Source organism: Streptococcus mitis (assembly GCF_003943905.1).
Lineage (GTDB): Bacteria > Bacillota > Bacilli > Lactobacillales > Streptococcaceae > Streptococcus > Streptococcus mitis_BC.
This window is the reverse complement of record NZ_RJNS01000001.1, coordinates 273,283-288,145: the sequence shown is the minus strand read 5'-3', so window position 1 is coordinate 288,145 and position 14,863 is coordinate 273,283. Positions and strand designations below refer to the sequence as shown.

Here is a 14,863-nt window from a genome sequence, read left to right as displayed (position 1 = left end):
CTTTGTTTTGAAAATCTNAATTTTTAACAAGCTATTATACATGTCTTGTTTTATAATTTAGAGGATTTAAAACCTTTTGATTTGATTGCTGTTTGCTTAGCTGAATTACAACAGTATCTAAGTTTAAAGTAAGCGACAATCATTTTAAGCAATTTTGAGCAAGTCAAGGATATTTTTTCTGAAGACGGAGTAAATAGTGATCTAGTGTAAATTTACACACATCTATTTATCTTTTTAAACGGATTTATATAATTAAAAAATATGGAGGATATTTTATGATACAAGTAAATGAGTTTATTAATAAAGTAGATATTACAGATAGTGATAATGTCAATTGTGAATTTGAAGTACGTAAAAAGGCAATGGATTTTTATAAGAAGTATCCTTTTTATGAGGAAGATGATTGGGAGGTTATTAAGTTTCAAAACTCAGTTAATCATTATAATGATTTAAGGAATGATAAAAATTATGATGAGATTGAAGCATATAAAGAAAAATCAAAATCAGGATATAAGGGAGCTCATTTGCTTGTCAATAAATCGAAAGGTATTGCACTTACGGGTGACATCCTTACTTCAATCACTGTTCCGTATAAAAAAATTACCAATGTTGAACCTAGCTTGAAAGGTGGTAAAGAAATAAAATATGGGATATTAAAAGGTGATTTAGAAATACCACATGGTTTAGAACCTTATTTTAAAGCTTTTGCTATTGTTTACTATTGGTGTGGAAATATGATGCCTACAGTTGGGAATTTTAGATCAGGACGATATGGAGGAGATAACTGGCTTCTAAAAATGGATACAATAATTAATTGTCTTAAAGCTGGGCCACATCAAAACTGGAGAGATTGGATTAAAGAAAACTGGGGTGAAGATCTAAACAAATTCATCACTGATTTCTATTTTGAAGATTGTTTTGACAAGGATAGTTTAATCATAAAAAATATTATTTCATATTCTAATGGGGATAACATTTATTCATTAAAAAAAAGTAATTTAGATATCCTTCAAGAAAATGAACATAAATTAGCAAAAGAATTTTTAATCAATCATGTAAAAGTAATTATTCAAAGAAGTTACCGAATTGAAAATAAATTTCATGGGGATTGGAAGAAAGAAGAGGAGGACGAGGTAAAAGAAATTTTTAAAGAAATTTTCGCGCAAGCTGGATTTAATGGTGGACAGATTAATAAAATGATTTCTTTATTTTAGATAGGTAACTGACAATATTTTGGAGCTATTCGTCTGATATTATCTGCTAATCTTTATTTACCCTATGTTTTATTTGCTTGAAATTCTTAGTAAACTCTTTGTCTATGTTTTTATAAATCAATCTCCAGTACGTCAAAGTTCTTTTTTTTGAGGTTTCATTATATAATAGCATTATATGTAATGACTGATGTAGTTACACTAACATTTCTATTTAAAAATTAAGGAGTATTATCAATGAAAAAAGCAATGTTAATTATAAACCCTACCTCTGGTGGGGAAAAGGCTTTGGATTATAAGGTCAAGCTGGAGAATAAGGCCAAGGATTATTTTGAGCACGTGGAAACCAAAATTACTGAAAAAGCGCTGGATGCAACACACTTTGCTGAGGAAGCCTCTCGTGAGCAGTACGATGCAGTGGTTGTTTTCGGTGGAGACGGGACTGTCAATGAAGTCATTTCGGGTATTGCTGAGAGAGACTACATTCCTAAGTTAGGGATTATCCCAGGCGGTACAGGTAACCTCATTACGAAACTGTTGGAAATCAATCAAGACATCGATGGTGCGATTGATGAACTTGATTTTAACTTAACCAACAAGATTGATATCGGTAAAGCAAATGATAACTATTTTGGTTATATCTTTAGTATCGGTTCTCTGCCTGAGGCGATTCACAATGTGGAGATCGAGGACAAGACAAAATTCGGTATATTAGCCTATGCTGTAAATACCATGAAGTCTGTGATGACGGATCAGGTCTTTAACATTAAGGTTGAGACAGAAAATGGAAATTATGATGGTGAAGCGAGTCATGTTTTGGTTCTCTTGACAAATTACTTCGCTGATAAGAAAATCTTTGAAGAAAACAAAGACGGCTATGCCAATATTTTGATTCTAAAAGATGCTTCTCTATTCTCTAAATTATCCGTCATTCCTGATTTACTAAAAGGCGATGTTGTCGGCAATGATAATATTGAGTATATCAGAGCTCGTACTATTAAAATCTCTTCAGATAGTGAGTTGGAGTCAGATGTTGATGGCGATAAGTCGGATAACCTACCTGTAGAGATTAAGGTACTGGGCCAGCATATTGAAGTTTTTTCACAACCGAAAGAGTAGAAGATAGAAACAAGTTTGTCTTTCACTGAGAAATAAAGTTTTATATCAAAGATTGGAGGAGGAATGAATTCTCTATTTGAAGAATTTAAAACCATTTGTTCACATTTAAACCAAGTCGGAATCACTCCGACGCTCATGGGGTCTTTGGGGTTTGAATACCGATCAAATGAAGAATGGGGGCCGTCTGACATTGACATTCATGTGCCTGGTGATCCTAGAGGTTGGGAAGCACCTGATCATCTCAGAATTTATGAGTGGGACAAGATAATGAAAGTGATGAAACACTTAGGCTATGCCTTAATAGATATTCATGAGCATGAATTCCAAAAGGATGGTGTGAGTGTTGAATTCGGAAGTATCGATTCTTTACCTGATTTTGCAGGAGTTTCGGAATCGGATATAGAGCTGATTCATCTTGAGAACATCACTTTTCGTGTTCCAAGTCTGGAACAGTATCTAAGTATTTACAAAGTTTCTTCTCAAGACTCCTATCGAAACAATCAAAATAGCAATAAAGATTTTAAGAAGATTGAATGGCTGGAAAGACATTTGTAAATCATCATTTAAAAAGTAGTAAGTTGTGATATTTACTGCTTTTTTATTTTCATAAACAAACTATTGGAAAATACAAACGAGCCTTGCAAATAAAATTTTAAAGTAGTATACTGGAGTTATGATTATGAAAACGTTTGCGTCGCAGATGAATGAAAGTAAATCAGGAGACAAATACAGTGGAATTAACAGCTATTTACCATAGACCAGAGTCGGAGTATGCTTATCTTTATAAAAATAAGACAATGCACATCCGTATCCGGACCAAGAAAGATGATATCGAAAGCATCAACTTACATTATGGTGATCCTTTTATCTTTATAGAGGATCGTTATGAAGCAATTAAGGAGATGAGGAAACTTACCTCCGATGCTTTGTTTGATTACTGGCAAGTGGAGGTTACAGTTGGCTATGCACGACTCCAGTATCTCTTTGAACTCAAGGATAAGCAAGGTCGGAGAATCTTATACGGCGATAAGGGGTGTGTTCCAAACACGCTTGAAAATCTTCATTATGAAGGAAATGGTTTTAAAATACCGTATATCCATGAGATTGATGCTTGCCATGTTCCTGACTGGGTAGCAGAGACGGTATGGTACCAGATTTTTCCTGAACGCTTTGCTAATGGCAATCCTAAGATTTCACCAGAAGGAGCTCTAACTTGGGATTCCTCTATCAAACCAAAGACGAGCGATTTCTTTGGTGGTGATTTACAAGGCATCATTGATCATCTGGATTACTTACAAGACTTAGGAATTACTGGGCTTTATCTTTGTCCCATCTTTGAATCTCCAAGTAATCACAAGTACAATACGACGGATTATTTTGAAATTGACCGTCATTTTGGAGACAAGGAAACCTTCCGTCAACTGGTGGATCAAGCCCATCAGAGAGGCATGAAAATCATGCTGGACGCTGTTTTCAACCATATCGGAGACCAATCTCCACAGTGGCAGGATGTTCTCAAACATGGTGAAGATTCTATTTATAAAGACTGGTTTCATATTCAAGACTTTCCAGTCGTTAAAGAAAATCTTGTTAATAAAAGAGAACTATCCTACCACACCTTTGCCTTTGAGAGCTATATGCCTAAGCTCAATACGGCAAATCCTCAAGTGAGAGACTATTTGTTGAGTGTTGCGACCTACTGGATTGAAGAATTTGATATCGATGCTTGGCGCCTGGATGTGGCCAATGAAGTCGATCACCAATTTTGGAGAGATTTCCGTAAGGCTGTCTTGGCTAAAAAACCTGACCTTTATATTCTTGGAGAGGTCTGGCACACTTCTCAGCCTTGGCTAAATGGCGATGAATTCCACGCGGTCATGAACTATCCTCTCTCTGACAGTATCAAGGATTATTTCTTGCGTGGGGTCAAGAAGTCCCATCAATTTATCGATGAGATCAATAGCCAGTCTATGTACTATAGACAGCAAATTTCGGAAGTGATGTTCAATCTCTTGGATTCGCATGATACAGAGCGCATTTTGGCTACTGCCAAGGGAGATGTCCAACTGGTTAAGTCTGCCCTAGCCTGCCTCTTTTTACAAAGGGGGACACCGTGTTTCTACTATGGAACCGAGCTAGAATTAGACGGAGGGCCAGACCCAGATTGTCGTCGTGTCATGCCTTGGGAACGTGTTTCCGACAGTAATGACATGCTTAACTTTATGAAGAAATTAATTCAGCTTCGCAAGGATACTTCAGGCATTATCCAGCATGGGAAATATATTCTAGAAGAAATCAAGCCTGACGTGCTATCTCTAGAATGGCATTATGATGGACAAAAAATCCAAGCTATTTTTAACCAATCAGCTGAAAACTATCTTGTAGATATTGATGCTGTAGCGTTAGCAAGTCATTGCCAAGAATTGGACCAGCAACTGGTGATATTGCCTAAAGGTTTCGTGATTTTTTACTAAGGAGAGATTAAGAGTGACAGGAAAATTCTAGTATAGAACGCATTTTACAAACAGACTATTTGGTGTCTTGCTACACCTGATATATAATTTAACTTAGAGAGAATAGGAGGATTAATCAGATGGAATTACAAGATTTTACAGAAAAAGAACAAGAAATGATTAAAAAGGGACTCACTTTTTCTAAACTGAACGACAAGGAAACAGCCGATAAGATTATCGCCTTAATTCCTCAAGATATGATTAAACGGATTCCATTTTTTGTTAGAAAACATGCTATTACACGTACAGTCAAGAGAATTTCACTTGAGTATCCAGAGTTGTATGCTGTAGCTGAACAAGAAGGGCAACTTCCTGAAAAGGAAGCTCAAGAATTGCGCCAAATTCTGACAGATATTTTCCAAGAAAAAATGAATAAGCATAAGATTAAGTAGTTTTTAATCATTTACTTAATCTTATACTTGCTCGTATTGAAATGATACTATCTTATTCCCACATACTGTGTTGAGCTCTAACACCATAACTATCTATGTAACCATCTGAATTGAACTTGGCTTCAATCCTGTATCTTTTCCAGAGGTCGTAATCTGCCGTTTGAATGGTTAGGATGTAGTTTGAGTCAGTCTCAGCGACATTGTAATCAGCAGGATTGACTTCAAAGATATCGATTAATTTTCTTGTTTGAAAATCTTGGAGCTTGAGATTTGCTAAACTGACATGATTGATAGAAATTCCCTGCAATTGATGGGCATCCTTAGGCGTTCTATAGTAGGTAATGACACAGTTTTTGAGTTGATCAGTATCTTTGCCAGTAGGAGTAAGGGTCATAAAACCATAGGACTGATCTTCACGTTTGATTTCGAGAAGCTGGCCGTAGTAGAAATGGTCGTTTTTTGGATTGGTGATAGGACTATTTGCACCTTTATCTTCGAAGGTGAAACCTTGCTCTAAAAACTCGGAAGCCTTGGTCTCTCCGATAATGACTGTGGTATTTTGAATGGTGACTGGAACAGATTGAGCTGGAAGACCACTCATCATGATGCAAAACATAAAAACATAACTCGTTAAAAAAGCTGTCCCGATAAAAGCGTTGGTTGATGCATAGACATGACTGTTACGAAAGTTTTTTCTTATAGCTAGTACAACCAATTTGCCGATACTTTTTAAAACCATACTAACAAGTACGATAAAAAATTGTTTTTTCAAACATTCATAAATGGCTTGAGGAAAGCTATTGCCATGATAGTAGAAGCCAGCCAATACGAGTAGATTTACGATTAAATAGATTAGCAAGAACCAATGAATCTCTTTAAGGGCATTAGCATCAGTGATTTCTTCATAGTCAACGTGAATTCTTCCTTGAACAGCATGACCAAGTTTATAAATCCATTTGGGAATGTCTTTGCCTTTTTTAACCGCAACTACAAGTCTAATATAGAGATAAAAGGTAAAGGATAAGGATAGAAAGAAAAGAGCATAAAAAATCAAAACAACAGTAGTGAACATGGCTATATCCCCCTTTTTTCACCAATGAATACAGAACAATTTATTAGCTCCATTATAGCACTTTCTTGGGAAACAGAGCTAGAAATATCAGTAATATTCTTAAAGATAAAAAGATGGGAATGATTGCCATTTATGCTATACCGATTGTACTGATAGAAGGTAGTCCTTTCTTAATAATCATTTTATTATTCGGGAATTTGTTTTTAATGAGAAAGAAAAGATTTGAGATAGAACATAAAGGAGTAGAGAGCCATGGGTAGAACGGTGATTATAGGTACTTTAATAGCTTTTGCAATCTTTAATCTGCTGCTAGGTCTGGGCTTCTATCTTTTTCTAAAAAATAGGAAAGAGAATGGACAGTCATTGTACGAAACTCCTGTAAATCAACAAACTCGAACAGAAAAACTGGGTCTAGGCGAGATTTTGATCTACCTGACACTGATTGTCATCGCAGGGATCTTTGCCTTTCAGACCTTAAATAGAGGCGGTGTGGGGAATTCTATTTTAGCCAAAATGATCCTCCTACCTGCTCTAATGGCCCTTTTCAATGCAAGAAAACGAACTGGGAAGTCTATGCTTGCCCTCCTTATAACCTTCCTTGTCTTTCTAGTAGGAGTCATGTTTAATCTCACGATTGGTTTGCCACCTCAAGCACCGATTTTACAAATTAATGAAAGTAAAATCATTTTAGCTGAAACTAAATCCAGTGAGCTGATGGACGCTGGATTTGACATCTATGTGAGACAGGGCGATGGTGGTAGCGACTATGAAGACCTCCTGACAAGTAACAGTTTCCAAAAGTATCCTGGAGATAAAACAGTTACAATCGAAAAAGGCTTCAAGCTTGATAGCAATGCTGTTCCTTACTCTCCCTATCTCCTAGCAAAAGATGGCATAGTACTGGGCAGTATTTCCTTTTACGGTGCTGAGGACCATGATGTGGCTATAGAAGATTCTAAGGTTATTCAGGTTCGATTTAACAAGGACAGTATTGAGGCAGCGAAAAAACATTCTATTACTTTCAAATTAAATGAACTTGACTTGACTACACGACTGGATGTTTCTCTTGTTCAAGAAACTTTCAAGAAGCATCTATGGTCAATTCCACCATCAAATACAAGTGATGTCACTCAACTATGGTATGGATTAAAGTGGTCCAGCAACAGTGATTCGATATTTTGGAATGAGTACTATGGTCTCATCCGCCTAGATGAAAATTATATGATGACTGATTTTGAACTAGCTGTTCAAGTAGCACGAGATAAGTAGATAAGATTTTGAATAACTGACTATACTTACGATTCAACAAAGGAACTAATCGATTTAGTTCCTGTTTTTGTTTTTTGATTTCAATTTAAAACGATTTCTTTTTATCGTTAAATACCATTTTGCGAACAAAAAATGAAATTTTTTAAAAAACTTTCACAAAATACTTTACAAGCTCTTGTAAACATGATATAGTTATAAGGCTTAGAAAATGAGAAGATGTTTTCTAGCAAATATAAACCCGAGTAAAAAATGCCTACGGACAGGCAGGGTTGAATGCCGAAGCGTGGTTGAAAAACCACATTATTGATAGGGTTAAAAGCCTACTTTTATAAGTTGATGTTAGGACGCTTGTCCTAATTCATAAATTTTTAGTGTGGTGAAAGCACACGTCATCTTGTGAAACGATCAATAAAGTACGTAATATTTGCTACTAGAGAGTTAGGAAACATCAGGAACAGACATACTCAACAGAAACCAAAATAAAAACGTCAGAAGATTGCAGAGCAGGTGAAAACCTGCTCTTTTTTCATAAGTCAACCTTTGATTGCCCTCATCTTTTTGAGGAACTAAAAATACGGTAAAGGAGTATGTCTTGAAAAAGTTAGATCAGAATCAGGCACCTATTTATGACGGTCTGATTAAGCTAAGAAAGAAACGGATTGTTCCCTTTGATGTACCAGGTCACAAACGCGGACGGGGAAATCCAGAACTTGTTGAATTGTTGGGAGAAAAATGTGTTGGCATTGATGTCAATTCTATGAAACCCTTGGATAATTTAGGCCATCCCATTTCGATTATTCGGGATGCAGAGGAGCTAGCAGCTGATGCTTTTGGAGCAGCCCACGCATTCTTAATGATTGGGGGAACAACATCATCTGTTCAAACCATGATTCTTTCTACCTGCAAGGCTGGAGATAAGATTATTCTGCCGCGTAATGTCCACAAATCTGCTATTAATGCATTGGTTCTATGTGGTGCCATTCCCATCTATATCGAGATGAGTGTAGATCCTAAAATCGGCATCGCCTTAGGTCTTGAAAATGACCGTGTAGCACAAGCTATAAAGGAACATCCCGAGGCCAAGGCAATTTTGATTAACAATCCTACTTACTACGGAATCTGTTCAGACCTAAAGGGGTTGACAGAAATGGCTCATGAAGCTGGCATGCTTGTTTTAGTGGACGAAGCCCATGGGGCTCATCTGCATTTTACTGATAAACTCCCAATTTCTGCTATGGATGCTGGCGCTGATATGGCAGCGGTCTCTATGCATAAGTCTGGTGGGAGTTTGACTCAGAGCTCCATTTTACTTATCGGGGAGCAGATGAATCCTGAGTACGTTCGTCAGATTATAAACCTAACCCAGTCAACATCCGCCTCTTACTTGTTGATGGCTAGTTTGGATATTTCACGACGCAACCTTACCCTTCGTGGTAAAGAGTCATTTGAGAAGGTCATTGAGCTATCTGAGTATGCTCGTCGTGAAATCAATGCTATCGGTGGTTACTATGCCTACTCAAAAGAGTTAATAGACGGTGTGTCGGTCTGTGATTTTGACGTGACCAAGCTGTCAGTCTACACTCAGGGTATTGGCTTAACCGGTATTGAGGTTTATGACCTCTTGCGAGACGAATACGATATTCAGATCGAGTTTGGGGATATTGGCAATATATTGGCCTATATTTCAATCGGTGACCGCATCCAAGACATTGAGCGTCTGGTTGGTGCTTTGGCGGATATCAAGAGACTCTACTCGAGAGATGGGAAGGACTTGATTGCTGGTGAATATATCCAGCCCGAGTTAGTCCTGTCTCCTCAGGAAGCCTTTTATTCAGAAAGAAAAAGTTTAAGCTTAGACGAATCTGTTGGACAAGTCTGTGGGGAATTTGTCATGTGCTATCCTCCAGGGATTCCTATCTTGGCTCCTGGTGAACGCATTACACGAGAAATTGTAAACTATATCCAATTTGCCAAGGAACGTGGTTGCTCCCTTCAAGGGACGGAAGATCCAGAGGTCAATCACATCAACGTCATTAAGAGAAAGGAGAACTAGATGGATTTATGGTTTTCTGAAGTTCATACTCCAGATGTGAAATTATCCCTGAGAACAGCCAAGCAACTCTACGCTGGTAAAAGTGAATGGCAGGATATCGAAGTCTTGGATACGCCAGCTTTTGGGAAAATACTGATTTTAAATGGGCATGTATTGTTTTCAGACGCAGACGATTTCGTCTACAACGAAATGACCGTACACGTTCCCATGGCTGTGCATCCCAATCCAAAGAAAGTCTTGGTTATCGGGGGTGGTGACGGCGGTGTTGCCCAAGTATTAACCCTCTATCCAGAACTGGAGCAAATCGATATCGTGGAACCGGATGAGATGCTGGTTGAGGTTTGTCGAGAATACTTCCCAGACTTTGCTGCAGGGCTAGATGATCCTCGTGTTACCATTTACTACCAAAATGGGCTACGCTTTTTGCGAAACTGCGAAGATGACTACGATATTATCATCAATGATGCAACAGATCCATTTGGACATACGGAAGGGCTCTTTACCAAGGAATTTTACGGAAACAGTTACAGAGCCTTGAAAGAAGACGGCATCATGATTTATCAGCATGGGAGTCCCTTCTTTGACGAGGATGAGTCAGCTTGCCGAAGCATGCACCGCAAGGTCAATCAAGCATTTCCAATCAGCCGGGTCTATCAGGCACATATTCCGACCAGTCCTGCTGGTTATTGGTTGTTTGGATTTGCATCGAAAAAATACCACCCTATCAAAGATTTTGATAAGGAAGGTTGGAAAAAACGCCAGCTTTTCACAGAATACTACACTGCAAACTTACATGTGGGAGCCTTTATGTTGCCTAAGTATGTAGAAGACATTTTAGAAGAAGAGGAAGGGAAAAAATGAGTTGTCTATTAGTTATCGGATGTGGAGGCGTTGCCCAAGTTGCTATTTCAAAGATTTGTCAAGATAGCGAAACCTTTACAGAGATTATGATTGCTAGTCGTACCAAGTCAAAATGTGATGACTTGAAGGCTAAACTGGAAGGCAAAACAAGTACAAAGATTGAAACAGCTGCTCTTGATGCTGACAAGGTCGAAGAAGTGATTGCCTTGATTGAAAGCTACAAGCCAGAAGCCGTTTTGAACGTAGCTCTGCCATACCAAGACTTGACCATTATGGATGCTTGTTTAGCGACTGGAGTTCACTATATCGACACAGCTAACTACGAGGCAGAGGATACAGAAGACCCTGAATGGCGTGCCATTTATGAAAAACGTTGCAAGGAACTAGGTTTTACAGCTTACTTTGACTACTCATGGCAGTGGGCTTATCAGGAGAAATTCAAAGAAGCAGGCTTGACAGCTCTTCTCGGTTCTGGTTTTGACCCAGGTGTGACTAGTGTCTTTTCAGCATACGCCCTCAAACATTACTTTGATGAAATCCACTATATCGACATTTTAGACTGTAATGGTGGAGATCACGGTTATCCATTTGCGACAAACTTTAACCCAGAAATCAATCTCCGCGAGGTTTCTGCGCCAGGTTCTTACTGGGAAGATGGGAAATGGGTCGAAGTCGAAGCCATGTCAATCAAGCGTGAGTATGATTTCCCTCAGGTTGGACAAAAAGACATGTATCTCCTTCACCACGAAGAAATTGAATCATTGGCCAAAAACATTCCTGGAGTCAAACGGATTCGTTTCTTTATGACTTTTGGTCAATCCTATCTAACGCACATGAAATGCTTGGAAAATGTCGGACTCCTTCGTACGGATGCTATTAACTTTAATGGACAAGACATCGTGCCGATTCAATTCTTAAAAGCCTTGCTTCCTGATCCTGCCAGCCTTGGCCCACGTACAGTTGGAAAAACCAATATCGGCTGTATCTTTACAGGTGTCAAAGACGGTGTTGAAAAGACCATCTATATCTACAATGTTTGCGATCATCAGGAATGTTACGCAGAAGTTGGTTCACAAGCAATTTCATACACAACAGGCGTTCCAGCTATGATTGGGACAAAATTAGTTATGAACGGTACTTGGAAACAACCTGGAGTTTACAACCTTGAAGAATTGGATCCAGATCCATTCATGGAAGCTTTGAATGAGTATGGTTTGCCTTGGGTTGTGGTTGAAAATCCACAAATGGTGGACTAATGAAGCTAGAACAAGTACCCACACCAGCTTACGTCATTGACTTGGCAAAGTTAGAAGCCAACTGCCGCATTTTGCAATATGTACAAGAAGAAGCCGGTTGTAAGGTTTTGTTAGCTCAAAAGGCTTATTCTCTCTATAAAACCTATCCCCTAATTAGCCAGTATCTATCAGGTACGACAGCTAGTGGACTCTATGAAGCGAAGTTAGCTAGAGAAGATTTTCCGGGGGAAGTCCATGTCTTTGCGCCAGCTTTCAAGGATACGGACTTGGAGGAATTGCTGGAGATAACAGACCATATCGTCTTTAACTCGGAAAGACAGTTGCGTAAACACGGTTCACGTTGCCGAGAGGCTGGCATTAGTGTCGGTTTGCGTCTCAACCCACAGTGTTCAACTCAGGGTGACCACGCGCTCTATGACCCTTGTGCACCTGGCTCCCGTTTTGGAGTGACTTCAGACAAGATACCAAGTGATTTGCTGGATTTGGTGGATGGCCTTCATTTTCATACTCTTTGTGAGCAAGGGGCAGATGATTTAGAGACAACCTTGAAAGCAATAGAAGAGCAGTTTGGTTCTTACTTACATCAAGTTAAATGGCTCAATATGGGTGGCGGACATCATATCACAAGAGATGACTACGATGTGGATTTGCTGATTTCTGAAATCAAGCGCATCCGAGAAACTTACAATCTTGACGTCTATATCGAGCCGGGTGAAGCCATTGCGCTCAATGCGGGTTATCTAGCAACTGAAGTATTGGATATTGTGGAAAATGGTATGGAGATCTTAGTTTTAGATGCCTCTGCAACCTGCCATATGCCTGATGTACTTGAGATGCCCTATCGACCACCTTTGAGAAATGGATTTGAACCGCAGAAAAAAGCCCATACCTATAGACTTTCTTCCAATACCTGTCTAACGGGTGATGTGATTGGCGACTATAGCTTTGAAAATCCAATCCAAATCGGTGATAGACTTTATTTTGAAGACATGGCAATCTACTCCTTTGTTAAAAATAATACCTTTAACGGTATTGGCTTGCCAAGTCTCTATCTCATGGACGAGCAGGGAGACTGCAGCTTAGTCAAAGCCTTCGGCTACCAAGACTTTAAAGGGAGATTATCATGATAGACAGTCCAAAGAAATTAGGCTACCGTATGCCAGCAGAGTATGAAGCTCATCATGGTACTTTGATGATATGGCCGACTCGACCAGGTTCATGGCCCTTTCAAGGAAAAGCTGCCAAAAGAGCATTTAGCCAAATTATAAAGACCATAGCAGAAGGGGAAACTGTTTATCTTTTGGTTGAGGAGGACTATCTATCTGAAGCCAAATCCTATCTTGGAGACAAGGTTGTTTATCTAGATATTCCTACTAATGATGCCTGGGCGCGTGATACTGGTCCGACGATTCTCGTCAATGATAAAAGAGAAAAGTTGGCAGTTGATTGGTCTTTCAATGCCTGGGGTGGTGCTGTCGATGGTCTTTATCAAGATTATGAAGATGATGACCAAGTAGCCAGTCGGTTTGCTGAGACCTTGGAAATGCCTGTTTACGATGCTAAACCTTTTGTACTGGAAGGAGGCGCGATACACAGCGATGGTCAAGGGACCATTCTTGTGACTGAAAGTTGCCTACTAAGCTCTGGTCGCAATCCTCATCTCAGTAAAGAGGAAATCGAAAACACCTTATTAGAGAGCCTTGGAGCTGAAAAAGTTATTTGGCTTCCTTATGGTATTTATCAGGACGAAACCAATGAACACGTTGACAATGTTGCAGCCTTCATCGGTCCTGCAGAGCTTGTTTTAGCTTGGACAGACGACAAAAGCGATCCTCAGTATGCCATGTCTGCAGCTGATCTTGAGCTTTTAGAAAAGGAAACGGATGCAAAAGGTCGCACTTTCACTATTCATAAGTTTCCTATCCCAGCTATTCGTCAGGTTGTCACTAAGGAGGATTTACCAGGTTATACCTATGAAGATGGTGAAGAGGAGCGTTATGAGGGGGAGCGTCTTGCAGCTTCCTATGTCAATTTTTATATTGCCAACAAGGCTGTCTTAGTGCCACAATTTCAGGATGTAAACGACCAAGTGGCACTAGATATTCTCAGCAAGTGTTTCCCAGACCGTAAAGTTGTCGGAATACCAGCCAGAGATATTCTCTTAGGTGGTGGCAATATCCACTGTATCACCCAACAAATCCCAGAATAGGAGAAAAAGATGAGAAATGTAAGAGTTGCAGCGATTCAGATGCAATGTGCCAAGGATGTGGCAACAAATATTCAAACAGCTGAACGTCTTGTTCGCCAAGCTGCAGAGAAAGGCGCACAAATCATTCTCTTACCAGAGTTATTTGAACGTCCCTATTTCTGTCAGGAACGCCAGTATGACTACTACCAGTATGCCCAGTCGGTGACAGAAAATACAGCTCTTCAACATTTTAAATCGATTGCTAAGGAACTACAAGTTGTTCTACCGATCAGTTTCTATGAAAAAGATGGCAATGTCTTGTATAACTCTATCGCTGTCATTGACGCAGATGGGGAAGTGTTAGGAGTTTATCGGAAGACCCACATACCAGATGATCATTACTATCAAGAAAAGTTTTATTTCACGCCTGGTAACACTGGTTTCAAAGTCTGGGATACGCGCTACGCTAAGATTGGCATCGGCATCTGTTGGGATCAATGGTTTCCTGAAACAGCGCGCTGTCTTGCATTGAATGGTGCTGAATTGCTCTTTTATCCAACAGCTATCGGTTCAGAGCCAATTTTGGATACAGATAGTTGTGGTCACTGGCAACGTACTATGCAAGGTCATGCAGCAGCAAATATTGTTCCAGTCATTGCAGCCAATCGTTATGGATTAGAGGAAGTCACTCCTAGTGAGGAAAATGGTGGACAGAGTTCTAGTCTTGACTTCTACGGTTACTCATTTATGACGGATGAAACGGGAGCTATTCTAGAGCAAGCCGAAAGACAAGGAGAAGCTGTTCTGTTAGCAAGTTATGACCTTGATAAGGGAGCAAGCGAGCGTCTAAACTGGGGCTTGTTTCGAGATAGAAGACCAGAAATGTACCAGCGAATTACGGACTAGAAGATAAATTTTATAATCATTTT

Annotated in this window: 13 protein-coding genes; 12 read left to right on the top strand and 1 reads right to left on the bottom strand. The window is 39.3% G+C overall.

Features of this window, described 5'->3' with window-relative positions:
- The first annotated feature begins 275 nt into the window (after positions 1-275).
- The 5 genes from D8854_RS09885 (at position 276) to D8854_RS01455 (ending at position 5,235) form a co-directional block, all read left to right on the top strand.
- Positions 276-1,214 carry a hypothetical protein gene (locus tag D8854_RS09885; protein WP_260469215.1) on the top strand — a complete coding sequence of 313 codons (939 nt, stop codon included), beginning with the start codon at positions 276-278 and terminating at the stop codon, positions 1,212-1,214.
- A 234-nt stretch (positions 1,215-1,448) separates the two neighbouring features.
- Positions 1,449-2,330, top strand: a complete 882-nt coding sequence (locus tag D8854_RS01470; protein ID WP_000710093.1) for a diacylglycerol/lipid kinase family protein — start codon at positions 1,449-1,451, stop codon at positions 2,328-2,330.
- Between the two features lie 63 nt (positions 2,331-2,393).
- Positions 2,394-2,885 carry a phosphoribosylanthranilate isomerase gene (locus D8854_RS01465; protein WP_125449130.1) on the top strand — a complete coding sequence of 164 codons (492 nt, stop codon included), beginning with the start codon at positions 2,394-2,396 and terminating at the stop codon, positions 2,883-2,885.
- Between the two features lie 176 nt (positions 2,886-3,061).
- Positions 3,062-4,804 (top strand): glycoside hydrolase family 13 protein, encoded by a 1,743-nt coding sequence (locus D8854_RS01460; protein WP_125449128.1) that lies wholly within the window; start codon positions 3,062-3,064, stop codon positions 4,802-4,804.
- A gap of 119 nt (positions 4,805-4,923) precedes the next feature.
- Positions 4,924-5,235, top strand: coding sequence for a hypothetical protein (locus D8854_RS01455; protein ID WP_084975324.1), 312 nt, complete (start codon positions 4,924-4,926; stop codon positions 5,233-5,235).
- A gap of 52 nt (positions 5,236-5,287) precedes the next feature.
- On the opposite strand, the gene D8854_RS01450 is transcribed toward D8854_RS01455, so the two are convergent.
- Positions 5,288-6,307, bottom strand: a complete 1,020-nt coding sequence (locus D8854_RS01450; RefSeq protein ID WP_125449126.1) for a hypothetical protein — start codon at positions 6,305-6,307, stop codon at positions 5,288-5,290.
- Between the two features lie 252 nt (positions 6,308-6,559).
- On the opposite strand from D8854_RS01450, the gene D8854_RS01445 reads away from it, so the two are divergent.
- The 7 genes from D8854_RS01445 to aguB all read left to right on the top strand — a co-directional run bounded on the left by D8854_RS01445 (position 6,560) and on the right by aguB (position 14,840).
- On the top strand, positions 6,560-7,576 hold the full coding sequence (locus D8854_RS01445; RefSeq protein WP_084975328.1) for a hypothetical protein: 1,017 nt from the start codon (positions 6,560-6,562) through the stop codon (positions 7,574-7,576).
- 592 nt (positions 7,577-8,168) lie between these two features.
- The gene (locus tag D8854_RS01440; protein WP_125449124.1) at positions 8,169-9,629 is read left to right on the top strand and encodes an aminotransferase class I/II-fold pyridoxal phosphate-dependent enzyme; all 1,461 of its coding nucleotides are present in this window, start codon (positions 8,169-8,171) and stop codon (positions 9,627-9,629) included.
- Entirely contained in the window at positions 9,630-10,490 is an 861-nt protein-coding gene (gene speE, locus D8854_RS01435; protein WP_000366710.1) for a polyamine aminopropyltransferase, read from the top strand.
- Complete coding sequence (locus D8854_RS01430) at positions 10,487-11,746, top strand: saccharopine dehydrogenase family protein (RefSeq protein ID WP_084975332.1); 1,260 nt, start codon at positions 10,487-10,489, stop codon at positions 11,744-11,746. The genes speE and D8854_RS01430 overlap by 4 nt, the downstream gene beginning before the upstream one ends.
- A complete protein-coding gene (gene nspC / locus D8854_RS01425; RefSeq protein ID WP_125449122.1) occupies positions 11,746-12,873 on the top strand; it encodes a carboxynorspermidine decarboxylase in 1,128 nt (375 codons plus the stop codon). The genes D8854_RS01430 and nspC overlap by 1 nt, the downstream gene beginning before the upstream one ends.
- Positions 12,870-13,955 carry an agmatine deiminase gene (aguA, locus tag D8854_RS01420; protein WP_125449120.1) on the top strand — a complete coding sequence of 362 codons (1,086 nt, stop codon included), beginning with the start codon at positions 12,870-12,872 and terminating at the stop codon, positions 13,953-13,955. The genes nspC and aguA overlap by 4 nt, the downstream gene beginning before the upstream one ends.
- Positions 13,956-13,964: 9 nt before the next feature.
- The gene (gene aguB, locus D8854_RS01415; RefSeq protein ID WP_084975337.1) at positions 13,965-14,840 is read left to right on the top strand and encodes an N-carbamoylputrescine amidase; all 876 of its coding nucleotides are present in this window, start codon (positions 13,965-13,967) and stop codon (positions 14,838-14,840) included.
- Positions 14,841-14,863 lie beyond the last annotated feature (23 nt).